The sequence below is a fragment of the Brevundimonas sp. genome (assembly GCF_051860745.1).
Lineage (GTDB): Bacteria > Pseudomonadota > Alphaproteobacteria > Caulobacterales > Caulobacteraceae > Brevundimonas.
On the sequence record NZ_JBHYDN010000004.1, the window covers coordinates 173031 to 196375 of the forward strand.

Here is a 23345-nt window from a genome sequence, read left to right on the forward strand (position 1 = left end):
TCACGCCTTGTCGCGGATCCGCATGGCCCCGCCGGCGCCGGCCTGAACCTCGAACCGGCCGGTGGCGCGGATCAGATCGGACAGTTTGGCGTGGCCATAGCTGCGCTGGTCGAAATCCGGATAGGCGTTCCTCAGCCGGTTGCCGATGCCGCCGACCGACACCCAGCCGTCGCCATCCTCATCCATGTCGGCGATCACCGCCGCGATCAGGCGCGCGGCCTCGACGGGCTTGCGCTTGCCCACGACCGCCGGCGCCGCCGCCGCGGGAGCCCGGCCGCCGCCGGCCGCCGGGGCGGCGCTCTCGGCCGGCTGGGCGGTCAGATTCTCGGTGTAGATGAAGCGGGTGCAGGCCTGACGGAAGCTCTCGGGTGTCTTCTGCTCGCCGAAGCCGTAGACGTCGACGCCCTCCTCGCGGATGCGCGACGCCAGCCGGGTGAAGTCGGCGTCCGACGAGACCAGGCAGAAGCCGTCGAACCGGCCCGAATGCAGCAGGTCCATGCCGTCGATGACCAGGGCGATGTCGCCGGAGTTCTTGCCCTTGGTGTTGGCGAAATTCTGCTGCGGCTGGATGGCGAACCGGGCGAGGACCTTGGTCCAGCCGGTCAGCTGGGCGCTGGCGAAGTCGCCGTAGATGCGCCGCGCCGAGGCCTCGCCCAGGGTGGCGATCTCGGTGAACAGGGCCTCGGCGATGCGGGCCGAGGCGTTCTCGGCGTCGATCAGCACGGCGAGGCGGGGGGCTTTGGAGACGACGGTCATGAGTCCATGCTCTCGACCGCGCCGCGCCCCGGGTCAATGCCGTCAGTTCGCAGCCGCCGCCCTCACCAGCAGGCCGTCGACGGGCTGCACCACGCCGTTCGAGGCCACGGTCTCGGACCCGGTCAGGCGCGCGCGGGCGCCGTTGTCTCCGGCCACGATCACCGTCTCGCCCTCTTTCGAGAAGGTCAGCAGGCTGTTGGCCATGGTGCGCATCTGGACCTCGCCGGAGCCCTCGCGGGCGATGGCGGCCAGAATGTCGGCGCGCGTCAGCGCTCCGGGCACGATATGGGCCCGCAGCATGGCCGCGCCCTGGGCCTTCATCGCCTCGTCGCCCAGATCGCCGGCCGAGGCGGTGAAGGCCGCGTCAGACGGGGCGAACACCGTATAGGGGCCCGTCCCCTCCAGCACGTCGCCGAGGGCGGCGTTGTCCAGCACCCGTTCCAGCGTCCCGAAGGCACGGTCGTCCTTCAGCGTCGCCGCGAGGGTCTGGTTCGAGGGCGCCGCGACCCCCGTCCCGTCGGTCTTGCCGGCGCCGTCGCCACAGCCGGCCAGCGCCATCGCAACAACGGGCGCCAGCGCCCAGCGCAGTTTCAGTCCCATGCTCCCGCTCCCTGTCAGGTCAGTAGCTGGATGACGGCGGTCACCAGCTGGGTTTTCGGATCGGCCTGGTACACATAGCCGTCGTTGTAGCGGTACATCGCATCGGCGTTGTCGGCGTACTGCCCCCGATAGGCGGTGGGCACATTGTAGATGTCATAGCCGCTCGGCAGGGGCTGGCCGACGCTGAGGTTCTGACCGGTCAGCAGGGCCACGACCCGGCTGATCATATTTGTCTGCGGATTGACGCCGTACAGGGCGCCGTCGGCATAGCGGTAGTCCTGACCCTGCGGCAGGCCGAAATAGCTGGAATAGTAGTCGGGCGCCGGCTGATACGCGTACTGCGACGGCCACGTCGCGCCGGGGGCCAGCGCCCCGCCCAGCACCGGCAGATAGCCCAGCAGCGAACCCTGCTGGTTCATCCGGTACAGATAGCCGTTTTCGTAGCGGTAGCGGCTGTCGTCGTCGCGCGAGCGCCACAGCCAGTCGTAGCGGTCAGCCGCGGCGGCGCGGGCGATCTGGCGGGCCTGTCCCGGCGGCAGGCAGCCGTTGTCCTTCTTCGCCAGTCCGGGCGGGCAGCCGGCGATCAGGCCGCGGTCCCGGTCGCGCTGGAAATAGACCACCGGGCGGCCGTCGCGGGTCTGGAAGACCTCACGCTCGACGGTGCGGCGCAGTTCGCGGCGGTCGTCCCGGCGGTCGTCCCGGCGGTCATCGTCGTTGCGGTCGTCGCGGGCGCCGCGAACCACTTCGGCGAGGCGCGTATCGGGCCGTTCAGCGCGGCGCTCCTCGCCCCGGCCATTGCCATTGCGGTTGCCATTCCCGTTGCCCCGGCCCTCGCCGCGGTCATCGCCGCCGCCGCGATTGCCGCGCTCCTGTCTGTCGCCGCCCTTGCCGTTGCCGTTCCCCTTGTCGGGATCGTCGGCGAGTGCGGCCGTCGGCGCGGCCAGCGCGAGCATGAGGGCGGTGGCAGTCGGAACAAATCTGTACATGGGAGCCTCTCCGGGTTCCCTTGCACAACGTGTGCGACGAGCGGGTGTTCCGCCCACGGACCCGGCGCTGCGGCGAAGGTGCAGGCCGTCCAACGATGCGCTAGAGACTGCGGCCATGACCCAGCTGCCCTTGCGCCGCCTGCTCGACCTGCCCGGCATCGATGATCTGGAGCTGAAGGCGCTGATGAAGCCGCGCGCCGCCGACCCGGACGAGCGCCACGCGTTCCCGGACATCGCCGAGGCCATCGACGAGACCGCCCGCGCCGCCTTCGGCCTGACCCCGGACGAGGCCGAGGCCGTGGCCCTGCCCGCCGACTGGGACGGCATCGAGCGGCTCGACCCCGCCGACATGGCCGAGGCCTTCGCCGCCGCAGGCTGGGACGTCACCGACGCGCGGCGCAAGCCGTTGCGCATGCTGGCGCACTGGGCCCTGCCCCTGGCCCTGTCGATGCGCGGCGTCGCCGGCGCATTGCCGTTCCACGCCGAGCCGGACCAGCCGGTCACCGACTGGGGCTCGAACCTCAAGACCGAGGCCACGCGATTCAGGAAGCGGTGACGCCCGGGGTCCTGCCGGCCGGGCGTTCCTTCGACCGTCACCGGCGACCGCCGTCCGGCGCCTCGCTCCCGGCTTCGGAGGCGGACGGGGGCTCCGTCGTCCTGTCGTCCCACCCCATCACCTTGCGCCGCACCGCCTCGAATTCCGCCTCCGTCGGCTCCGGCGTGTTCCAATTGTCGCCGCCGCCCCGCCCGGTCCGGTCGGCCAGCCGCGCATAGCTCTCGGCCAGCCCGGCCAGCGCCCTGGCCTCATTCCACAGCCGCCCCTTCATGGCCCGCCCCGACGCCAGCGTCGCCGCCCGCGCGAGGGCGGCCGGGTCGGAGGCCTCCGGGTCGTCGGTCGGCGCCGGAGCGAACAGGTTCTTCAGCGCCCGCGACCCGACGGGGTGCAGCGCCCGCGCGCCCTCCTCCTCGGCCTCCACCATCCGCGCATGCGCCCGCGCCCGCGCATCGCCCATGGACTTCTTGGTCCAGCCGTCCTGACAGGCGTGGCGATAGACCGACGACGGCGACGTCTTCCACTTGGCCGCCACGTCCTTGGCCATGGCGCCGTTGCGGTATTCCTCGCCGATGATCGCCCACGTCTCGGGGCTCAGGCGATAGTGGCTGGCGGGGGCTTCGACATAGGCTCGGGTCATGAGCCGGAGTCTGGGGCGCCCCGAAGTCTTGCTGAGGAGAAAGCCGGAAACGCCCGCTGCGACTGGAATCGGAGTGTCGGAATCGGGGTCAGGGCTGAGAACGACGCCGCGATGGGTCGCCAGATCTGCTTCCTTCTCCCGATGGGAGAAGGTGGCCCGCAGGGCCGGATGAGGGTCGGCTGGTATGAGCGGCGAAGCCGCCCCGGCACAGTCGCCCCTCACCCTTTCGCGCCAGAACGCCGGCTCCGCCGCCGTGCGCTCAAGCCCTCTCCCATCGGGAGAGGGGGCCTGGCGCGAAGACTACGCGTATGCCTAACCTCCAGTAGGCGGAGGGGCCGTGGAAGACCTATCCAAAGTAGGAACCGACTGGAGCTCGGAAGAGCTTGACGCGATCGTCGCGGACTACTTCGCCATGCTCGTTGCACAGCAGGCAGGCGAGACTTTCGTAAAGGCCCACCGAGCACGCGCGCTCGACGAGCAAATCGGACGCGGCCACAAGTCGATCGAGTTCAAGCACATGAATATCTCCGCCGTTCTGGCGGAACTCGGACTACCTAACATTCGTGGCTATAGGCCGATGAGCAACTATCAGCGGGCCATCCTCCCGGCCGTCGAACGCTACCTCGACGACCACCCTGACGCATGGGATATCGGCGAGGCTGCCATAGCCCACCCGTTGGTGCCGTCTTGGGAGCGCGAGTTCGCGCCGAACGGAGCCAAGAAGGGCTTGCCGCAGCCCTTCCCCGGCATGGCGGAGCAGCCCTCAATCTCACCGGTGCTGATCTTTGAAGACGCACCTTCCCCCGGTGCTGCACGTAAGCCTCGGCCGGAAGGCCTTGAGCGTCTCGTCCGAAAATTTGACCCCGCCGCCCGAGATCACCGCAACCGGCTACTGGGGCACGCGGGAGAGGAGCGGGTCTTCCTTCACGAGAAGGCTCGTCTGAAAGCTGCGGGCTATTCCAACTTGGCCGACAAGGTCGAATGGACTTCGCAAGTGCGTGGAGACGGCGCTGGATACGACATCAAGAGCTTTCACACATCGGGCGCAGAGCGCCTGATCGAGGTCAAATCCACGCGTGGCGCGCGCACGACGCCATTCTTCATCAGCCGCAATGAACTGTCCCTCGCCCATGAGCGGCCAGATCATTTCCGGCTGTACCGTCTCTATGACTTCTCGCAGACACCGCGCCTGTTCAAGCTGAAGCCGCCGCTGGAAGCGGCAGTCACGCTGGAAGCGGAGACTTGGCGCGCTAGGGTCGGCTAGCCCCCCTCGCGATACCGAACGGGTCCCACTGATCCATCGTGATCAGATCGTACTTCTCGCCGAACCAATCGACGAAATCGTCAGGATCTCGCCCCCATTTCCAATATCGCAGCACGTCAGCTCGATCCGCGCCCGCATCAGACAAGTCGATGCAGAACTCCTCAAGCATGATCCGCTCAACCTCCTTCACCCACGCGAGACAGGCGCGGGGCAAATAGGTTCCTTCCCACGGGCTGGGCTTTGCCTTGGTCACTCGGAATCGATTTCAATTCCGAACGGCGAATTCAAGAGCAGGTTCGCCGCTTGGGTTGAACTGCGTGAGCGGACCGGCCTTGTGGGCTCGTGGGCTCAGAGCCCACCCAATCAGGTGCCGGGGATCGCCCCCCTCAAACCACCTTCACCCCGACCCCGTCCTTGCCGCCCGGCTTGCTGACCGACACATCCAGCGTCTCCGTGCCGAATTTCAGGCCGCGGACGGCGCGCTGGAGCAGGGCGGTGATCTCGTCGGCCGGGCCGTCGCTGCGGACGTCGGCGAACCAGCCGATCTGGCCGATGTCGGGCCAGACGGCGCGGGCGACCCAGATGGCCTCGACCATCGGCGGCTGGAAGGCTTCGCGCAGGGCCTTGGACAGGAAGACCGGCTCATTCTCCGGCTCGACCGCATGCAGTTCGACGCGGCCCGAGGGGCGAACCAGCGGACGGACCGGGTCATGTTCCAGCACGGCCTTGATCTGGTCCGGCGTCATCATCAGCCCCTTGCCGCCGTCGGGGTTGAGCAGGATCACGTTGTCCTTGAGCATGTCCAGCAGGTTGCGGCCCTTCATGGCCAGGATGCGGGTCTCGGGGCCGAACATCTCGGTGGCGCGGCGCGGGTCGGTGAACAGGGTCACGGTGTCGCGGCCGTCGTTCAGCACCACGCCGCGCAGGATCAGCTGCTCGCCGGGCCGCAGCACCTTGGCGCCGTCGTCGCCGGGGGTTCCGCCGGGGCTGTCGGCCTCGGGCACGGCATAGAGGTCGGCCTCGAGCATGATCCGCTCGAACGCGCCCATCTGCGCCGGGTCCGCCAGACCGGCGTAGAGCAGCTCCTCCAGCGGGTTCATCGGATTGTCGGTGAAGGTCATGGGGGTGGCGGGCGTGGCGTCGGTCATGGAACGGGCTCGAAATCGAAGGGTCGGACACAAGAGGGGAGCGGGCGGGCGGCGTCAATCGTTGGCGTTGCGCTTGTCATCCCGGACGAAGCGAAGCGGAGATCCGGGACGGGATGGGTTCCCCTGTCTGTCGCTCCCGGAAATCGCAGCGCGATTATCCGGGAGAAGGGCGGGCGCCGGGCCGGGTCCTGACCTGTCTCCCGGCTCGCCGCTGACGCAGCGTCCGGGAGGATGGCGATTCTGCATTTGACCGTCCCGGATCGCCGCGTTGCGGCGTCCGGGATGACAAGGCGCCGTGTTCACGCAGCCCTCAATCGTCGTCCATCTTCAGCGCCGCGATGAACGCCTCCTGCGGGATCTCGACCTTGCCGAACTGGCGCATGCGCTTCTTGCCGGCCTTCTGCTTCTCCAGCAGCTTCTTCTTCCGCGTCGCGTCGCCGCCGTAGCATTTGGAGGTCACGTCCTTGCGCAGGGCGCGGACGGTTTCGCGGGCGATGATCTTGCCGCCGATGGCCGCCTGGATCGGGATGACGAACAGATGCGGCGGGATCAGCTCCTTCATCTTCTCGACCATTGAGCGGCCGCGCATCTCGGCCCGGCCGCGGTGGACCAGCATGGAGAGGGCGTCGACGGGCTCGGAATTGACCAGGATGTTCATCTTGACCAGATCGCCGACCTTGTAGTCCGACAGCTCGTAGTCGAACGAGGCGTAGCCCTTGGAGATGGATTTGAGCCGGTCGTAGAAGTCGAACACGACCTCGTTCAGCGGCAGCTCATAGACCACCAGCGCGCGGGCGCCGACGTAGGACAGCTCGACCTGCGAGCCGCGGCGGTCCTGACACAGCTTGATGACGCCGCCGAGGTATTCGTCGGGGGTCAGGATCGTGGCCTTGATCCACGGCTCCTGGATTTCCATGATCTGCATCACATCGGGCAGGTCGGCCGGATTGTGCAGCTCCATCTCCGAGCCGTCGCGCAGGCCGATGCGGTAGACCACCGACGGGGCGGTCGCGATCAGGTCGAGGTTGAACTCGCGGCTGAGCCGCTCCTGGATGATCTCCAGATGCAGCAGGCCGAGGAAGCCGCAGCGGAAGCCGAAGCCGAGGGCGGCGCTGGATTCCATCTCATAGGTGAAGCTGGCGTCGTTCAGCCGCAGGCGGCCGATGGCGGCGCGCAGGTCCTCGAAATCGGCGGCGTCGACCGGGAACAGGCCGCAGAAGACCACCGACTGCACGTCCTTGAACCCCTTGAGGGCCTCGGCCGTGGGCTTGCGTTCGTCGGTGATGGTGTCGCCGACGGCGGCGTCCGCGACCTCCTTGATCTGGGCGGTGAAGAAGCCGATCTCACCGGGACCGAGCTGGTCCACCGGGGTGTTTTTGGGCAGGAAGACGCCGACGCGGTCGACCAGATGGGTCGAGCCGTGCTGCATCATCTTGATCCGCTGGCCGGCCTTGAGGGCGCCGTCGAAGACGCGGACCAGCACCACCACGCCGAGATAGGGATCGTACCAGGCGTCGACCAGCAGGGCCTTGAGCGGGGCGGCGGGGTCGCCCTTCGGGGCCGGCAGGCGGGTGACGATGGCCTCCAGCACCTCCTCGATGCCGATGCCGGACTTGGCGCTGCACAGGACGGCGTCGGAGGCGTCGAGGCCGATGACGTCCTCGATCTGCTCGCGCACCCGCTCGGGCTCGGCGGCGGGCAGGTCGATCTTGTTCAGGACCGGGACGATCTCGTGGTTGTTGTCGATCGCCTGGTACACATTGGCCAGGGTCTGGGCCTCGACGCCCTGCGACGCGTCGACGACCAGCAGGCTGCCTTCACACGCGGCCAGCGAGCGCGAGACCTCATAGGCGAAGTCGACGTGCCCCGGCGTGTCCATCAGGTTCAGGACATAGTCGAGGCCATCGCGGGCCTTGTAGTTCAGGCGCACCGTCTGCGCCTTGATGGTGATGCCCCGCTCCTTCTCGATGTCCATCGAGTCGAGCACCTGCGCGCTCATCTCGCGCGCGGTCAGGCCGCCGGTGAATTGGATCAGCCGGTCGGAAAGCGTGGATTTGCCATGGTCAATGTGGGCCACCACACTGAAATTGCGGATGCGTTCGATGGGAGGGGTCGTCATGGCCGCGCCGGTAGCACGGCGGGGCCGGATCGCCAACGCGCGCGCCTTCGCCGGAGGGTTTCGCCATCCCCTCCGGCGTGGATTACTTCGACGTAAGGCCTCGCTTTGGCGTTTGAGAAGCAACAGCGAAACCGCTATTCAACGGCCGATGACAGGGGCGCCCAGGGCGGGCGACCCGAACGCGAGACGCGCGGCTCCCCCTCCGCGGCGTCCATGGGGATCAGACGTGGCGAACATTGTGCGGAACAGTCTGGCCGGCGCGGCCATGATGGCCCTGGGCCTGACCCTGGCGGCCTGCGGCGGCGACGAGGCCGCCAGGAAGGCGGAGACCAAGGCCGAGACCAAGGCCGGCGGCGGCGCGTCCAGCCAGACCGTGTCGATCGCCGTGGCGTCCTTGCAGACCCTGCCGCGCACCGTCACCGCCTCGGGCACTGTGTCGGCCTGGGAAGAGGTGCCGGTCGGCGCCGAGACCGGCGGACTGACGGCCACCGGCGTCTTCGTCGACGAAGGCGCCTGGGTGCGTCAGGGCCAGCCGCTGGTGCAGCTGAATGACGCCGTGCTTCGCGCGCAACTGCGCCAACAGCAGGCCGCGGTGCAGACCGCCGAGGCCAACGCCGCGCGGGATCAGGCGGCGCTGGACCGCGCCCAGGAATTGAAGGGGCGCGGCTTCCTCAGCCAGGCTTCGCTGGACACGGCGCTCGCCAACCAGCGCGCCTCGGCCGCCAATGTCTCCGCCGCCCAGGCGTCGCTGTCAGAGACGCGGACGCGTCTGGCGCAGGCAACCATCAAGGCGCCCGTATCGGGTCAGGTGATCCGCCGCAGCGTCACCCGCGGCCAGATCGTGGGCGCCGGGACCGAACTGTTCCGCATCGTCCGCGACGGCCGGCTGGAGCTGGACGCCCAGGTGCCGGAGACCGAACTGGCCCTGGTCCGCGCAGGCCAGACCGCCCTGATTTCCTCGGATCAGGTGGCCGACGCCACCGGACGGGTCCGCATCGTCACCTCCGAGGTCGATGCTGCGAACCGGCTGGGGACGGCCCGCATCTCCCTGACCGGCGGCGGCTTCCGGCCCGGCATGTTCGCCCGCGCCCGCATCCAGGTCGGAGCCCGGCCGGCCGTGACCGTACCGACCGCTTCGGTCCTGTACCGCGAGAACCGCGCCGGAGTCTTTGTCGTCGGCGGAGACAGCCGCGCCCATTTCCAGCCGGTCACCGTCCTGTCGCGCGCGGCGGACCAGACGGCGGTCGAGGGCCTGACGGCGGGTTCGCGCGTCGTGGTCGCCGGGGCCGGCTTCCTCGGCGAAGGCGACCGGGTGATCGTGGCCGCCGCACCGCGCGCGGCGGCGCCAGTTCGCGCCGCCGCCCCGGCCAAGAACCAGGCCTCGTAACCATGAAAAACCTGTCGTCCTGGTCCATCCGGAACCCGGTTCCGATCATTCTCATGTTCGTGCTGCTGACCCTCGCGGGGATCAACGGCTTCATGGGGATGCGGATCAACAACAACCCCGACATCGATTTCCCGCTGATCAACGTCTATGCGGGCCGCCCTGGCGCGGCGCCCAGCGAGATGGAGGTCCAGGTCACCCGGTTGATCGAGGACTCCCTCGCCGGCCTGCCGGGCGTGCGCCACATCAACTCCCAGGTCACTGACGGGTCGTCCTCGACCACGATCGAGTTCGAACTGGGCACCGACACCGAGCGCGCCACCAACGACGTCCGCAACGCCATGAGCGGCCTGCGCGCCGACCTGCCGCAGGACATGCAGGAGCCCAGCGTCCAGCGCATCGACATCACCGGCGACGCCCTGATCACCTGGGTGGTCCGATCGTCGACCATGACGCCGGAAGAGATCAGTTGGTTCATCGACAATGAGGTCAGCCGCTCGTTGCTCTCGATCCAGGGCGTCGGCGAAGTCAACCGCTCCGGCGGAGTGAACCGCGAAATCCGGGTTGAGCTGGATCCCGACCGCCTCGCCTCCTTCGGCCTGACGGCGGCCACGGTCAGCCAGGCCCTGACCTCGGTGAACAACGACCTGCCCGGCGGCCGGGTGACCATCTCCGGCTCCGAACGGTCGATCCGGACCCTCGGCGCCGCAGGCTCGATCGAACAACTGCGCGAGACCCTGATCCCGCTGGGCGGCGGCCGGTCCGCCCGTCTCGGCGATCTGGGCGTGGTCACGGACCACTGGAGCGAACCGCGCCGTCTGGCCCGATACAACGGCCAGGAGGCGGTGACCTTCAACTTCCTGCGTTCGCGCAGCGCCAGCGAGGTCAAGGTCGCCGAAAAGGTCCGCGACCGCGTCGCCGAGATCGATGAGGCGCATCCCGAGCTAACCATCGAAAAGGTCACCGCCAGCGTCGAATATATCGAGGAGAGCTATATCGCCTCGCTGGAAGCGCTCGGGCTCGGCGCGCTCCTCGCCGTCATCGTCGTCTTCATCTTCCTTCGGGACTGGCGCGCCACCTTCATCACGGCGATGGCCATGCCTCTGTCGCTGATCCCGGCCTTCGCCATCCTTGGGCCACTGGACCAGTCGCTGAACGTGGTCACCCTGCTGGCCCTGTCGCTGACCGTCGGCATCCTCGTTGATGACGCGATCGTGGAGATCGAGAACATCGTCCGGCACATGCGGGACGGAAAGTCGCCGTACAACGCGTCGATGGAGGCCGCCGACGAGATCGGTCTGGCCGTCGTGGCCACTACGGCCACCATTCTGGCTGTGTTCGCGCCGGTCGGCTTCATGCCGGGCATCATCGGCCAATTCTTCAAGGCCTTTGCCTTGGCGGCGTGCGTTTCGGTCGCCTTCTCGCTGGTCGTGGCGCGGACGCTGACGCCGCTGATGGCCGCCTACATGCTGAAGCACCAGAAGCACGAGGATGCCGATCCGTTCTGGATGAGCGGCTATCTGGTGGCGTTGCACTGGTCGCTCGGCAACCGCTGGAAAGTGTTCGCCATGGGCACCGTCCTGTTCATCGGCTGCAGCTTTCTGGCGTCCAAGGTGCCGTTCGAATTCCAGCCTTCGGGCGACGAGGGCCGGGCGGCCTTCTCGGTCGAACTGCCGCCGGGCGCGACCCTGGCCCAGACCGACGCCATCGCCCAACGGCTGACCCGCGATCTGCAACAGCGGCCGGAGGCGACCTCGGTCTATGCGTCGATCGGCGGGCAGGAGGTCAATCAGGCCTTTGTCTATGCGGACATGGTTGACAAGGGCGAGCGCGCGCTGAGCCAGCAGGAATTCGCACGCCAGATGGTCGATGGCTGGAAGACGATCCCCGGCGCCCGCATCGGCGCCGGGACCGGCAACCAGGGCGGAGGACCTTCGGACGGCACCAGCTACACCTTCGCCATTCTGGGCGACAATCCGGAGGCGCTGGAGACTGCGGCCCGCCAGATTGAGGCCGAGATGCGGGGCGTTCCGGGGTTGGCCAATGTGGTCAACACCGCCTCGATCGCCCGGCCCGAAATCCTCGTCACGCCACGGGCCGATGAGGCCGCCCTGATGGGCGTCTCGACCCGCGACATCTCTCAGACGATCCGCGTCGCCACCCTCGGCGACGTGGCGCAGAACCTGCCGAAATACAATCTCGGCGACCGGCAGGTGCCGATCCGGCTGCAGCTAACCCGCGAGGCCCGCGAGGACCTTTCGGTGCTGGAGACGCTGCGGGTGCCGACCGACAGCGGCGGGTCTGTACCGCTGAGCGCGGTGGCCGACATCCAGTTCGGCGCCGGACCGTCGCAGGTGCTGCGTCAGGACCGGTCGCGGATCGCCTCGATCACGGCCGAACTGGACGGCATCCGTTCCGGCGAAGCCGATGCGGCGGTCAAGCAGCTGCCGTCGGTCAACAACCTGCCCGCCGGGGTGCGCCAGGTGCCCGCTGGCGACACCGAGTTCATTCAGGAGATGATCTCCGGTTTCGCCGTCGCCTTCCTGACCGGCATCCTGCTGATGTACGCGGTGCTGGTGCTGCTGTTCCGCAGCTTCGCCTATCCGGTGACCATTATGGCCTCTCTGCCCCTGGCCATCGGCGGCGCCTTCGTGGCCTTGATGATCGGCGGCTCCAGCTTCTCGATCTCGTCCCTGATCGGCATCCTGATGCTGATGGGGATTGCGGCCAAGAACTCCATCCTGCTGGTCGACTACGTCATCATGTCCGAGAAGGAAGGCATGCCGCGCTTCGAAGCCATCATGGACGCCGCCCACAAGCGGGCGCGGCCGATCCTTATGACTACCTTCGCCATGGGCGCCGGCATGACGCCGGTGGCCATGGGCTGGGGCGCAGACGTCGAATTCCGCCAGCCCATGGCCATCGCGGTGGTTGGGGGCCTGATCTCATCGACCTTCCTGTCGCTGCTGTTCATCCCGCCGATCTTCACCATCGTGGACGATATTCCGGGTTTCGTGAAACGCGGGCCGGGCAATGTGATGAACGCGGGACGGTGGGTCGCCCGCAAGGCGCGTGGCGGCCGCACGATCAGCTTCGGCGAGTCGCGGGACCGGTAGCGGGCAGCTGGTGGCTGGTGGCCGGTGACCCAGGTCCGGCCCGCTCCGCAGTAGATGCATACTTGTCATCCGGACGCCCCGAAGGCGACGATCCGGGACGGCTTGCCCCACCTGACGAGGCCTCCCGGAAATCGCCCCGCGATTGTCCGGGAGGCCGGCAGCTACGGCGCTGTGTCCTGACCTGTCTCCCGGATAACGGCTGACGCCGCTTCCGGGAGGTTGATGTTCTTGCACCAGCGTCCCGGATCGCCGCCTTCGGGGCGTCCGGATGACAAGGCGATTCAGGGCCTCGCCACCAGCCACCAGGCCACCGCCCAAAACAAAACCGGCCGGGGTTTCCCCCGGCCGGTTGGTTCGACCCACCTTGCGGCGAGGCGTCTAGTATTTGAAGCGCAGGGTCGCGCCCCAGGTGCGCGGCTGGCCCAGGAAGGCGTCGTAGGTCTGGGAGTCCAGCGCCGGGTTGTAGTAGGTGCCGTTCGGCTGGAGCGTGGACTGGAACGCCGAACCTTGCAGCGGAGCGTTGTAGGCGACCTGAATGTACTCTTCGTCGGTCAGGTTCTGGACCCAGAACTCGGCGGTCCAGCGCTCGTCCTCGGCGCCGAGCATGATGCGGCCGTTCATGGTCGTGAAGGCCTCCTGCAGCTTGTAGGGCAGCAGATCGGAGCCCGTATTGTAGTCGTCCATGTATTTGGCCGCCAGGCTGAAGCCGGCGCGGAGGCCGTTGCCGACGTTGCGGTCATAGTTGATCGAGCCGGTGGCTGACCACTCCGGAGCGAAGGAGGCGCGGGCGCCCGGCAGTAGCGAGAGCTGCGGGAAATTGCCCGGGGAGGTCAGGTCCGCCGCGGTGAAGTTTCCGTACTGGGCGTCGGTGTAGGTGACGCCGCCCTGGAAGCTCAGGCCCTCGATCGGGGTGAACCAGACCATGTCGGCATCGACGCCGCGCGAGGTCAGCTCGGGGATCGACTCCACGACGAAGGCGGTGCCGAGGAAGGTGTTGAGCTGGAAATTCTCGAACGTCTGGTCGAAGTAGGTGGCGTTCAGCAGCAGGGTGCGACCCAGCAGCGTCATCTTCACGCCGGCTTCGTAGCTGTCGACCACTTCCGACGGGAAGAACAGCGAGGCGTTGGGCGTGATGCCCGTCTGCACGCGGTCCAGGTTGTAGCCGAAGCTCTTGTAGCCCCGGGCATACGACACATAGGTCAGGATCGACGGGTTCAGGCGGAAGGCGGCCTTGATCGTGCCGCTCAGCTCGCCGTCATCGAAGCTCTCGGAAACACTGCGGTTGTTGAAGGCCGAGTTCGACCAGGGAAGGCAGAAGCGTCCGAGCAGCGAGGAGGTAGAGGCCCCGAGAACGGCGCCGATGGCGGCGGCGTTGCCCAGCGCGGCGGAGCAGGCGCCGCCGTTGCCGTTGACGTTGGTCTGCAGGCCACGGAGGCTCTTGTCATCCAGGGTGTAGCGAAGGCCCAGGGTGATGTCGAACTGCTCGGTGACATGCCAGGTGTTGTTGGTGAAGATCGCGTAGGAGGTCGATTCCTGATTGTAGACGTCCTCGAAGCCCTGACCGACGGTGAAGCCGGGGCCGCCGCCGCCGACGGCGCCGCCGCTGCCGAGGCACTGGGCGAAGCCAAAGGGCGGGGCCGGGTTGCTGGGCACCTGACCCGCCCGGGTATAGCAGCCGATGGTGCTCGGGCTGATCGGCAGAGCCGGGTTGACGGCGTTCAGGCTGGCGCTCAGCAGAAACGACAGGAAGGGCGTGTAGTCGGCGCCGAAATACCAGCTGTCGCCGCGCTCGATGTCTTCCGAGGTCGCGAACACGCCGACGAGCCAGTCAAAGCGGTCATTGGCGCCGGCCAGGCGGAACTCCTGGGTCAGGTTGTCGACGGAGAAGCCGTAGTCGCCATCGTTGACGCGGTAGGCGATGTCGGCGCCGGTGTAGTCGATGTCCTGACCGAGGGTGGATTCCCACTGACGCCACGAGGTGACCGAGGTCAGGGCGCCGTTGATGCCCGGCATGTCGATGTTGGCCTCGAGCGAAACGCCGCGGTCGTCGACTTCCTGGTAGTCCGAACGGTTGGCGAAGCCGGTGCGCGAGAAGGGCAGCGGGCCGAAGCCGGCGGCCGGCGGGCGCTGGCCGGTGCCGACCGAGAGACCGTCAACGAACGGATAGGTCGGGCCCGTGCGGATCTGGGTGCCGACGCAGCAGAACTCGTCGCGGCGCGAATAGTCGCCGATCAGGCGGAAGGAGACGTTGTCGCTGGGCAGCCACAGCAGCTGGCCGCGAACCGTGCCGAAGTCCTGGTTGTTGTCGGTGGTTTCGGGCCGCTGGCCGTCACCGGTGTCGATATCCATGAAGCCGTCACGGACGCGGCGGCCAGCGTACAGGCGGAAGGCGAGGGTGTCGCTGATCGGGCCGGAGACGGAACCCGAGGCGGCCATGGCGCCGTAGTTGCCGACGTTCAGTTCGGCGTTGAACTCAGGCGTGAACGAGGGCACCTCGGTGATGATGTTGATGACGCCTGCGGAGGTGTTCTTGCCGAACAGCGTGCCTTGCGGACCCTTCAGGACTTCAATGCGTTGCATTTCGCCCAGATCGCCGAAGCCGACCGAGTTGCGCGAGCGATAGACGCCGTCGATGACCACGCCGACCGAGCTTTCCAGGCCGGGGTTGTCACCGACCGTGCCTACGCCGCGGATACGGGCAGTGGTCGAGGCTTCCGACGACGTCGAGGTGACGGTCATGCCGGGAGTCAGGATCTGCAGGTCCTTGATGTCGCGAACGCCGGCGTCCTGCAGGGTCTCACCCGACAGGCTGGTGACCACGATCGGCACGTCCTGAAGGTTCTGCTCACGCTTCTGGGCGGTGACGATGATGTCGTCGATGGTCTGCGGGCTGTCCTGGTCCTGGGCGGCGGCGCTGCCGGCGAAGCCGAAGGCGCATGCCCCGACCACGGCGGCCGACACGGTGGTGCGAAGAAGGTTGGTAAGGCGCATGGTGGCTCCCCGACATGGGCCGGGCCCCCGTCATGGACGGCGACCGCAGCGTTTCCTGATCCCTTGGACCGCACCCTTCTGTGGAGCGCGGTAAGTCCAGCCTCCGGGGTAATCCAAGCCGGACTCAGCGACAAGGAGCGGGAGGCCTCAGCGCCTCATTTCCGCCACGGCGGAAGCCTGACTGTGACGCAAAAGCGACAGAAATCGATGACGCTACGTCAATATTCACCTAGTCCGTGCGAGTATCCGTGGCCGCTTCGGCCAAATTCTTGCGCCTTCGTGTCGCCACGACAAGAACCGCGGCCCCTGCGACAGCGGACAGGAACGATCCGCCCAGCACCCCCAACTTGACCTCGACCTGCTCCACGGAGTCGATGGCTCCGGGAAAGGCCAGAAGGCCGACAAACAGGCTCATGGTGAACCCGACCCCACACAGCAGACTGACGCCATACAGCTCAAGCCAGGTGGCGTCCGTCGGACGCCGGCCGATCTTGAGGGCCGAAGCCAGCCAGGCGGCGCCGAAGACGCCAATCTGCTTGCCTATGAACAGGCCCAGGGCGATGCCGAGCACCAGCGGGGCGAGGGCCTGTTCCAGCGACAGGCCGGCGAAGGAGACCCCGGCCTTGGCGAAGGCGAACAGCGGCAGGACGAGATAGGCGACATAGGGGTGCAGGTCGTGCATCGCCTCTTTCAGCGGGCTCTGGTCGTCGTCAGTGCGATTGGCGACCGGAACAATCAGGGCGAAGGCCACCGCCGTCAGCGAGGTCGACAGACCGGACAGCACGGTCAGATACCAGATCAGGCCGAAGCCCAGCACCCAGAAGGGGGCGGCGACCCGACGGAGCCTCGCGAACACCCCGCCGACCGCCAGCAGGCCGGTGACCCAGGCCAGCGGGACCCAGTCGACGCCACTCGAGAACAGGACGGCGATCAGGGCGATCGCGCCGAGGTCGTCGACGATGGCCAGGGTCAGCAGGAAGACCCGCAGCGAGGACGGCAGCTTGCGCGCGGCGACGGCGAACACAGCAAGAGCGAAGGCGATATCGGTCGCCAGCGGGATCGGCCAGCCCCCGTGCGGCCCGTTCAACAGGCCTGAGACCGCCAGATAGACCGCAGCGGGGGCGATCATGCCGCCGGCGGCCGCAAGCACCGGCGTGGCCAGTTTGCGGGGATCACTGAGTTCGCCCTTGAGGATCTCGTATTTGATCTCCAGCCCCACGACGAGGAAGAAGATCGCCATCAGACCTTCCTTGATCCACTCCGAGATCGTCAGCTCCAGCATCAGCGGGCCGATCTGGAGGACGTGTTCGCTTTTCAGCCAGCCGATATAATCGGCGGCCAGCGGCGAATTGGCGACGATCAGGGCCGCTACGGCCGCAAGGCCCAGCACCACGCCCGAGGCGGCCTCGGTCTTGAGGAAGTCGAGAGTGGTCTTGAGCGCCACGGCGGTCTCCGGAACTTTGGAAAGGTCTGTCGTGGCGTCAGGTTATCGACGGACGCCGGACCGGATTCGCGCCGCATCCGCGAGCCCGCCAGCCTGACCGGGTGACCCGGCCTGATCTCTGAGTCCTACAATACGCGAGGGCGCGCGGCGTTCAACCGCCAGCGGCGGTTGCGTCCGAAGGCTGGAGGCCGCATCTGCGCCGGATGCCCGTTTCGCCCGATTACGCCCCCGATCCGCAGTTCTTCGAATTGGGAGAGGACTATGGCGACGCCGTTCGGGCGGCGAAGTTCCCGAAGACCATCCTGCGCGTCCGCAACAACCGGGCCGCCGCGACCGTGGGTCTGGAGACGCTGACCGACGCCGAATGGATCGCCCATTTCGGCCGGTTCGAGCCCCTTCCTGCCCAGCCCGGCCCCGTCGCGATGCGCTATCACGGCCATCAGTTCCGCACCTACAACCCCGACCTCGGCGACGGGCGCGGCTTCCTCGCGGCGCAGCTCAGAGAGAAAGCCCACCCCCTCGAGGGGGGAGGGTTGGGTGGGGGTGGAGCCACAGGTCCGACGGCGGAAGGCGGGGACGGCTCCGCGAAGGCCGTCAGCGCCTTGGGCGCCACGTCCGGAAACTTGCTGCCTCCACCCCCAACCCCGACCCTTCCCCCCTCGAGGGGGAAGGGAGCCTCGCGACTTCTCGACCTGGGCACCAAGGGCTCGGGACAGACGCCGTGGTCGCGCGACGGCGACGGGCGGCTGACGCTCAAGGGAGGGGTGCGCGAGGTGCTGGCGGCGGCCATGCTGGAGTCGCTGGGCGTGCCGACCAGCCGGGCCTTCTCCCTGATCGAGACGGGCGAAGCCCTGCAGCGGGGGGACGAGCCGTCGCCGACGCGGTCCGCCGTTCTGGTGCGGCTGTCGCACAGTCATGTCCGCTTCGGCACTCTCCAGCGGGCGGCGTATCTAGGCCGGGCGGACATGGTCGAGGCGTTGGTCGAACACGCCCGGTCGCTCTACCACCCGGCCGTTGCGCCGGGGGATGCGCCCGGCTTCCTGCGCGCCGTGGTCGAGGCGTCGGCGCGGCTGACGGCCCGCTGGATCGCGGCCGGCTTCGTACACGGGGTGCTGAACACGGACAATCTGAACGTTACGGGCGAGAGCTTCGACTACGGCCCGTGGCGGTTCCTGCCGCACTACGAACCCGGCTTCACCGCCGCCTATTTCGACCAGACGGGCCTGTACGCCTTCGCCCGACAGCCCGAGGCCGTGTTCTGGGCCCTGACCCAGCTGGGCGGGGCGTTGAAGCTGGTCGCCGACGCGGGGCCGTTGACCGAGGCGCTGAACAGTTTCGGCCCGGCCTATATCCGCGAACTGCGCGCCGCCTTCCTGGCGCGGCTGGGCGTGTCGGGCCTGGGCGAGGGGGCGGATCAAAGGCTGCTGGACACGACTTTGGCCCTGTTGCGCGAGGGCGGGGAGGCATTGCGTTGGGAGCCGTTGTTCTTTGACTGGTTCGGCGGCTTCGCCTCCTCGGCGCGGGCGCTGCAGGGGCCGCGCGGGAAGCTGTATCAGGGCGAGGCCTTCGACGCCTTCCGCTTTGCCCTGTTCGAACACGCGCCGGACCGACCCGAGCGGCTGGAGGCGCCGATGTTCGCCGCAGCCGAGCCCGAAGAGATGCTGATCGACGAGGTCGAGGCGATCTGGGCCGCCATCGACAGGGACGACGACTGGACTCCGCTCGAGGCCAAACTGGCCCGGCTGCAGCAGGCCGGCACGGCCTGGGACCGGACGGACTGCTGACAGCAGGCTGGCAGCAGAGTGGCGGTAGTCAGGCGGGGCCGGTGATCGACCGGCGACCGTCCGGACCCTCCCCGTGTCCTGCCCGCTTCTTAAGACGCCCGAAACGCCGGTCGCGTTACAAAGAATTATAAATACGGCCACGCTTCGGCCCCGTAGCTCTCGCAGAAGGCGGTCACGGATGGTTACGGTCAGGCTTCGCGCCCTTGCGGAATGGCTCATGCGATCCGACATCGCAACTGTTGCCAATCACAAGAGCGCCCTCCCCGGCGTAAAGACCATGACCTCACAGGCTCTCACTCCTGCCCGCTCGCGCCTCAACGCCAGCTACCGCAATCTGACCCTCTGGACCCTCCAGGGATGGATCGCGATGTTCTTCATCGCCGCCGGCTACGCCAAGCTCAGCGAGCCGATGGCCAACCTCATCGAGCTGATGCGCTGGCCGGCCCTTGTGGCGCCGAACATGGTGCGCGGCCTTGGCGTCGCCGAGATCATCCTCGCGGGCCTGGTGCTGGCGCCGTTGGTGTCGTGGAAACAGGGCCGCCCGTTGCTGGTCATGGCCGCCAGCGGCCTTCTGGCGCTGGAAGTTGTCATGCTGGGCCTCCACGCGACCGGGATGGATGTCGGGCCGGTGGTGACCAACCTGATCCTGATCGCCATGACCGCGACCGTGCTGTGGAAGCGGGCCCGCGAGGTACGTTAGGATCCGGCGCCCGCCGCCCGGCAACGGTCGGAGCAAGCCTTCACGCTATCCCAGTCGCGCGCCCGTTTGCGTCGCCACGAGAACGGTCTGCCGCACACGACTCATGTCTTCTGCGGCAGATCGCGCTTTTTTCCGGGGGCGGTCCCCTGATCGACGTGTTTGCGAGCCATGCCGAGCTAAAGGCTTCCCTTTACGTGCACGTCAAGTTATGACTTGACCATGGCGACCGCCGACGACCATCGCACCTATTCGATCCGCCAGCTCTGTCGCGAGTTCGGGGCCACGGCGCGCGCGCTGCGGTTCTATGAGGACAAGGGCCTGCTGACCCCGGCCCGCAAGGGCCAGACGCGGGTCTATGACGCCCGCGACCGGGCGCGGCTGAAGCTGATCCTGCGGGGGCGCCGCATCGGCTTCTCCCTCCTCGAGATCCAGGAGATGCTGGATCTGTACGATCACGACGATCACAACGCCCACCAGATGTCGGTCGCCCTGCGCCGCCACCGGGCCCAGATCGCGGCGCTGAAACAGCAGCGCGAGGACCTCGACGCGGCCATCGAGACGGCGGAAGAGGCCTGCAATGTGATGGAGCGGAAGCTGGGCGAGTTCCGTCCCGACCTGCTGCCCGGCGCCGACGAATACGCCGACCTGCTGAAATCCCGCCTCAGCCCCGACCCCCATCATCAGCCCTTCAAAGCGAGAGCGTAGTTCCATGGCCTACAAGGCGCCTGTCCGCGACCTGACGTTCGTCCTGAACGAGGTGCTGGAGATCGACCGCTATTCCAACCAGCCCGGTTTCGCCGACGTCTCGTCGGACCTGGTAGGCCAGATCCTCGAGGAAGGCGCCAAATTCGCCGAGGAAGTCATCGCCCCCCTGAACCGCATCGGCGATCAGGAAGGCTGCAAGTGGAACAACGGCAAGGTCACCGGCCCGACCGGCTGGAAGGAAGCCTACAAGGCCATGGTCGAGGCCGGCTGGCCCGCCCTGTCGGCCCTGCCCGAGCACGGCGGCCAGGGGATGCCGGCCGTGGTGGCCATGGCGTTCGGCCAGATGACCGCCGCCGCCAGCGCCGCCTTCTCGATGTACCCCGGCCTGACGGCCGGCGCCTACCGGGGCCTGAACGCCAACGGCTCGGATGAGCAGAAGGCGATGTATCTGCCCAAGATGGCCACCGGCGAATGGGGCGGGACCATGAACCTGACCGAGCCGCAGTGCGGCACGGACCTGGGCCTGATCCGCACCAAGGCCGTGCCCAACGGCGACGGCAGTTACAACATCACCGGCCAGAAGATCTGGATCAGCTCGGGCGAGCACGACTTCACCGACAACATCATCCATCTGGTGCTGGCCCGGATCGAGGGCGCGCCGGCGGGGATCAAGGGCATCAGCCTGTTCGTCGTGCCCAAGGTGTTCGTCAACGAGGACGGCAGCCTGGGCGAGCGCAACGCGGGCGCGGCCTGCGGCGGTCTCGAGCACAAGATGGGCATCCACGGCAACGCCACCTGCGTCATGGACTACGACAACGCCAAAGGCTGGCTGGTCGGGACCGAGAACAAAGGCATGGCGGCCATGTTCGTGATGATGAACGAGGCCCGCCTCGGCACCGGCTTGCAGGGCCTGTCGATCGGCGCCGCCGCCTATCAGGCCGCGGTGGAGTTCGCCCATGACCGGCTGCAGGGCCGCTCGCTGACCGGGCCGAAGAACCCCGACGGCCCGGCGGACTCCATCATGGTCCACCCGGACGTGCGTCGGATGCTGCTGGAGGCCAAGGCCTTCGTTGAAGGCGGCCAGGCCTTCACCCTGTGGACCGCGCTGCAGGGCGATCTTCAGCATTCGGACGACGCGGCCGAGGCGCAGAAGGCTCATGATTACATGGGTTTGATCACGCCGGTGCTGAAAGCCTATCTGACCGACAAGGGCTTCCACGTCGCCTCGCTGGCCATGCAGGTGCACGGCGGCAGCGGCTACACCGAGCATTTCCCGGCGTCGCAGTATCTGCGCGATGCGCGGATCACCATGATCTATGAGGGGGCCAACGGCATCCAGGCGCTGGATCTGGTGGGGCGCAAACTGCCGGCCAACGGCGGGCGGGCGATCATGAGCTGGTTCGCCGACATCGACGCCTTCGTGTCCGAGAACGGCGCCGAGGGTCCGATCAAGCCGTTCGTCGACGGCCTGGCCGACGCCAAGAAGAAGCTGCAGGACGGCACCATGTGGCTGATGCAGAACGGCATGCAGAACCCGGACAACGCCGGGGCGGCGAGCACCGACTATCTGCACATCTTCGGCCTGACGGCGCTGGCCTATATGTGGGCGCAGATGGCCAAGGCGGCGCAGGCGCAGGTGGACGCGGGGTCGACCGATCCGTTCTACGCCAACAAGCTGATGACCGGCCGCTATTTCGTCGAGCGCATCCTGCCCGACACGGGCGCCCATCTGGCCAAGCTGAAGACCGGCGCCGAGGTGCTGATGCAGATGCCGGCGGAGGCGTTCTGAACGCTTCCCTCTCCCAGTGGGAGAGGGCTTGAGCCTCCGGGAGCGCAGCGATCGGAAAGGCGAATGGGTGAGGGGTTACGGTGCGAACCGGGGACCACCGTAACCCCTCATCCTCCCACCCGCTGGCGCGGGCGGGCCCCTCCTTCTCCCTCTGGGAGAAGGGTCAAGTAAGCGAGCCGACCTCCATGCTGAACGTCCTCAACGTCCCCGAACCGGCCTTCATGCAGGAGGAGGAGATCACCCTCTTCTCGGACAGCGTCGGCAAATGGATCGACGAGCACGCCTCGCCCGAGGCGGTGCAGTCGTGGCTGGCCAACTCGTCGGTGCCGCGTGAGCTATGGAACGCGTCGGGCGAGGCTGGCCTGCTGGGCCTGTCGATGCCCGAGGCCGACGGCGGCATGGGCGGAGACTACCGGCATGAGGTGGTGCTGATGCGCCAGCTGGGCTGGAAGGGCGCGGACCATTTCGGCATCTCGCTGCACAACGCCATCGTCATGCCTTACGTCTGGCACTACGGCACCGAGGAGCAGAAGGCGCGCTGGCTGCCGCGGCTGCAGTCGGGCGAACTGGTCGGCGCCATCGCCATGACCGAGCCGGGCGCCGGGTCCGACCTGCAGGGGATCAAGACCACCGCCATCAAACAAGGCAACCAGTATGTGGTGAACGGGTCCAAGACCTTCATCACCAATGGCCAGCTGGCCAATTTCATCATCGTCGTGGCCAAGACCGATCCGTCGGAGGGCGCCAAGGGCACCTCGCTGATCATCGTCGAGACCGACGGGGCCGAGGGCTTCGAGCGCGGCCGCAACCTGCACAAGATCGGCATGGAGGGGAACGACACCTCCGAGCTGTTTTTCAATGACGTGAAGGTCCCGGGCGAGAACATCATCGGCGGCGGCGAGGGCCAGGGCTTCATCCAGCTGATGCAGCAGCTGCCGCAGGAGCGGCTGAACATCGCCGTCCAGGGCGTGGCCGCGGCCGAGCGCGGGCTGCGGGAGACGCTGGCTTACGTCAAGGAGCGCAAGGCGTTCGGCAAGCGGGTCATCGACTTCCAGAACACCCAGTTCAAACTGGCCGAGGTGAAGACCAAGCTGACGGTCGCGAAGGTGTTCGTCGACCACTGCCTGGGCCTGCACCTGCAGGGCAAGCTGGACGCATCGACCGCCTCGATGGCCAAATACTGGGTCACCGACATCCAGGGCGAGGTGATCGACGAGATGCTGCAGCTGCACGGTGGCTACGGCTATATGAACGAGTACCCGATCGCCCAGCTGTACAAGGATGCGCGGGTGCAGCGAATCTACGGCGGGACCAACGAGATCATGAAGCTCTTGATCGCGCGGACGCTCTGACCCCACACAGCGGA

At 67.5% G+C, this 23345-nt stretch carries 18 protein-coding genes and 1 pseudogene; 9 read left to right on the forward strand and 10 right to left on the reverse strand.

Annotation, left to right across the window (positions count from 1 at the left end):
• Genes ACTIEW_RS06915 through ACTIEW_RS06925 form a run of 3 tightly spaced genes read right to left on the reverse strand, consistent with a single transcriptional unit; the run spans nucleotide 1 to nucleotide 2342 of the window.
• On the reverse strand, nucleotides 1-756 hold the full coding sequence (locus ACTIEW_RS06915) for an NYN domain-containing protein (RefSeq protein WP_439477170.1): 756 nt from the start codon (nucleotides 754-756) through the stop codon (nucleotides 1-3).
• Between the two features lie 42 nt (nucleotides 757-798).
• Entirely contained in the window at nucleotides 799-1356 is a 558-nt protein-coding gene (locus ACTIEW_RS06920; protein ID WP_439477171.1) for a fasciclin domain-containing protein, read from the reverse strand.
• A gap of 14 nt (nucleotides 1357-1370) precedes the next feature.
• Entirely contained in the window at nucleotides 1371-2342 is a 972-nt protein-coding gene (locus ACTIEW_RS06925) for a hypothetical protein (RefSeq protein ID WP_439477172.1), read from the reverse strand.
• 115 nt (nucleotides 2343-2457) lie between these two features.
• Between ACTIEW_RS06925 and ACTIEW_RS06930 the strand changes: the two genes are divergently transcribed.
• Nucleotides 2458-2898, forward strand: a complete 441-nt coding sequence (locus ACTIEW_RS06930) for a hypothetical protein (RefSeq protein WP_439477173.1) — start codon at nucleotides 2458-2460, stop codon at nucleotides 2896-2898.
• Nucleotides 2899-2935: 37 nt separating this feature from the next.
• Here ACTIEW_RS06930 and ACTIEW_RS06935 read toward each other — a convergent pair whose 3' ends face one another.
• A complete protein-coding gene (locus tag ACTIEW_RS06935) occupies nucleotides 2936-3535 on the reverse strand; it encodes a hypothetical protein (RefSeq protein ID WP_439477174.1) in 600 nt (199 codons plus the stop codon).
• 337 nt (nucleotides 3536-3872) lie between these two features.
• Here ACTIEW_RS06935 and ACTIEW_RS06940 point away from each other — a divergent pair, with 337 nt between their 5' ends.
• Complete coding sequence (locus ACTIEW_RS06940; RefSeq protein ID WP_439477175.1) at nucleotides 3873-4799, forward strand: DUF3883 domain-containing protein; 927 nt, start codon at nucleotides 3873-3875, stop codon at nucleotides 4797-4799.
• Here ACTIEW_RS06940 and ACTIEW_RS06945 read toward each other — a convergent pair.
• The 3 genes from ACTIEW_RS06945 to lepA form a co-directional block, all read right to left on the reverse strand.
• On the reverse strand, nucleotides 4786-5052 hold the full coding sequence (locus ACTIEW_RS06945) for a hypothetical protein (RefSeq protein ID WP_439477176.1): 267 nt from the start codon (nucleotides 5050-5052) through the stop codon (nucleotides 4786-4788). The genes ACTIEW_RS06940 and ACTIEW_RS06945 overlap by 14 nt on opposite strands.
• Before the next feature lie 133 nt (nucleotides 5053-5185).
• Entirely contained in the window at nucleotides 5186-5947 is a 762-nt protein-coding gene (locus ACTIEW_RS06950) for an SseB family protein (protein WP_439477177.1), read from the reverse strand.
• A 310-nt stretch (nucleotides 5948-6257) separates the two neighbouring features.
• The gene (lepA, locus tag ACTIEW_RS06955) at nucleotides 6258-8066 is read right to left on the reverse strand and encodes a translation elongation factor 4 (protein ID WP_439477178.1); all 1809 of its coding nucleotides are present in this window, start codon (nucleotides 8064-8066) and stop codon (nucleotides 6258-6260) included.
• Between the two features lie 226 nt (nucleotides 8067-8292).
• Between lepA and ACTIEW_RS06960 the strand changes: the two genes are divergently transcribed.
• Nucleotides 8293-9453, forward strand: a complete 1161-nt coding sequence (locus tag ACTIEW_RS06960) for an efflux RND transporter periplasmic adaptor subunit (protein ID WP_439477179.1) — start codon at nucleotides 8293-8295, stop codon at nucleotides 9451-9453.
• Nucleotides 9454-9455: 2 nt separating this feature from the next.
• Complete coding sequence (locus tag ACTIEW_RS06965) at nucleotides 9456-12566, forward strand: efflux RND transporter permease subunit (protein ID WP_439477180.1); 3111 nt, start codon at nucleotides 9456-9458, stop codon at nucleotides 12564-12566.
• Between the two features lie 378 nt (nucleotides 12567-12944).
• Here ACTIEW_RS06965 and ACTIEW_RS06970 read toward each other — a convergent pair whose 3' ends face one another.
• On the reverse strand, nucleotides 12945-15557 hold the full coding sequence (locus ACTIEW_RS06970; RefSeq protein WP_439477181.1) for a TonB-dependent receptor: 2613 nt from the start codon (nucleotides 15555-15557) through the stop codon (nucleotides 12945-12947).
• 229 nt (nucleotides 15558-15786) lie between these two features.
• Nucleotides 15787-17001 carry a Na+/H+ antiporter NhaA gene (gene nhaA, locus ACTIEW_RS06975; RefSeq protein WP_439477182.1) on the reverse strand — a complete coding sequence of 405 codons (1215 nt, stop codon included), beginning with the start codon at nucleotides 16999-17001 and terminating at the stop codon, nucleotides 15787-15789.
• 203 nt (nucleotides 17002-17204) lie between these two features.
• Between nhaA and ACTIEW_RS06980 the strand changes: the two genes are divergently transcribed.
• Both ACTIEW_RS06980 and ACTIEW_RS06985 read left to right on the forward strand, forming a co-directional pair.
• Nucleotides 17205-18785 (forward strand): protein adenylyltransferase SelO family protein, encoded by a 1581-nt coding sequence (locus ACTIEW_RS06980; RefSeq protein WP_439477183.1) that lies wholly within the window; start codon nucleotides 17205-17207, stop codon nucleotides 18783-18785.
• Nucleotides 18786-19062: 277 nt separating this feature from the next.
• Nucleotides 19063-19485 carry a DoxX family protein gene (locus ACTIEW_RS06985; protein WP_439477184.1) on the forward strand — a complete coding sequence of 141 codons (423 nt, stop codon included), beginning with the start codon at nucleotides 19063-19065 and terminating at the stop codon, nucleotides 19483-19485.
• Here the strand turns inward: ACTIEW_RS06985 and ACTIEW_RS06990 are convergent.
• A pseudogene (locus ACTIEW_RS06990) lies at nucleotides 19482-19580 on the reverse strand (DUF2256 domain-containing protein); the annotation flags it as partial. The gene ACTIEW_RS06985 and the pseudogene ACTIEW_RS06990 overlap by 4 nt on opposite strands.
• 124 nt (nucleotides 19581-19704) lie before the next feature.
• Here ACTIEW_RS06990 and ACTIEW_RS06995 point away from each other — a divergent pair.
• The 3 genes from ACTIEW_RS06995 (at nucleotide 19705) to ACTIEW_RS07005 (ending at nucleotide 23331) form a co-directional block, all read left to right on the forward strand.
• Complete coding sequence (locus ACTIEW_RS06995; protein ID WP_439477185.1) at nucleotides 19705-20190, forward strand: MerR family transcriptional regulator; 486 nt, start codon at nucleotides 19705-19707, stop codon at nucleotides 20188-20190.
• A 4-nt stretch (nucleotides 20191-20194) separates the two neighbouring features.
• Nucleotides 20195-21979, forward strand: coding sequence for an acyl-CoA dehydrogenase C-terminal domain-containing protein (locus tag ACTIEW_RS07000; protein WP_439477186.1), 1785 nt, complete (start codon nucleotides 20195-20197; stop codon nucleotides 21977-21979).
• A gap of 188 nt (nucleotides 21980-22167) precedes the next feature.
• On the forward strand, nucleotides 22168-23331 hold the full coding sequence (locus tag ACTIEW_RS07005; RefSeq protein ID WP_439477293.1) for an acyl-CoA dehydrogenase family protein: 1164 nt from the start codon (nucleotides 22168-22170) through the stop codon (nucleotides 23329-23331).
• Nucleotides 23332-23345: the final 14 nt, after the last annotated feature.

Coding starts and splice junctions, on each gene's coding strand:
- ACTIEW_RS06915 (WP_439477170.1), bottom strand. CDS start 756: ATGACCGTCGTCTCCAAAGCCCCCCGCCTCGCCGTGCTGATCGACGCC.
- ACTIEW_RS06930 (WP_439477173.1), top strand. CDS start 2,458: ATGACCCAGCTGCCCTTGCGCCGCCTGCTCGACCTGCCCGGCATCGAT.
- ACTIEW_RS06970 (WP_439477181.1), bottom strand. CDS start 15,557: ATGCGCCTTACCAACCTTCTTCGCACCACCGTGTCGGCCGCCGTGGTC.
- ACTIEW_RS06920 (WP_439477171.1), bottom strand. CDS start 1,356: ATGGGACTGAAACTGCGCTGGGCGCTGGCGCCCGTTGTTGCGATGGCG.
- ACTIEW_RS07000 (WP_439477186.1), top strand. CDS start 20,195: ATGGCCTACAAGGCGCCTGTCCGCGACCTGACGTTCGTCCTGAACGAG.
- ACTIEW_RS06985 (WP_439477184.1), top strand. CDS start 19,063: ATGACCTCACAGGCTCTCACTCCTGCCCGCTCGCGCCTCAACGCCAGC.
- ACTIEW_RS06950 (WP_439477177.1), bottom strand. CDS start 5,947: ATGACCGACGCCACGCCCGCCACCCCCATGACCTTCACCGACAATCCG.
- ACTIEW_RS06995 (WP_439477185.1), top strand. CDS start 19,705: ATGGCGACCGCCGACGACCATCGCACCTATTCGATCCGCCAGCTCTGT.
- lepA (WP_439477178.1), bottom strand. CDS start 8,066: ATGACGACCCCTCCCATCGAACGCATCCGCAATTTCAGTGTGGTGGCC.
- ACTIEW_RS06965 (WP_439477180.1), top strand. CDS start 9,456: ATGAAAAACCTGTCGTCCTGGTCCATCCGGAACCCGGTTCCGATCATT.
- ACTIEW_RS06935 (WP_439477174.1), bottom strand. CDS start 3,535: ATGACCCGAGCCTATGTCGAAGCCCCCGCCAGCCACTATCGCCTGAGC.
- ACTIEW_RS06925 (WP_439477172.1), bottom strand. CDS start 2,342: ATGTACAGATTTGTTCCGACTGCCACCGCCCTCATGCTCGCGCTGGCC.
- ACTIEW_RS06980 (WP_439477183.1), top strand. CDS start 17,205: ATGCCCGTTTCGCCCGATTACGCCCCCGATCCGCAGTTCTTCGAATTG.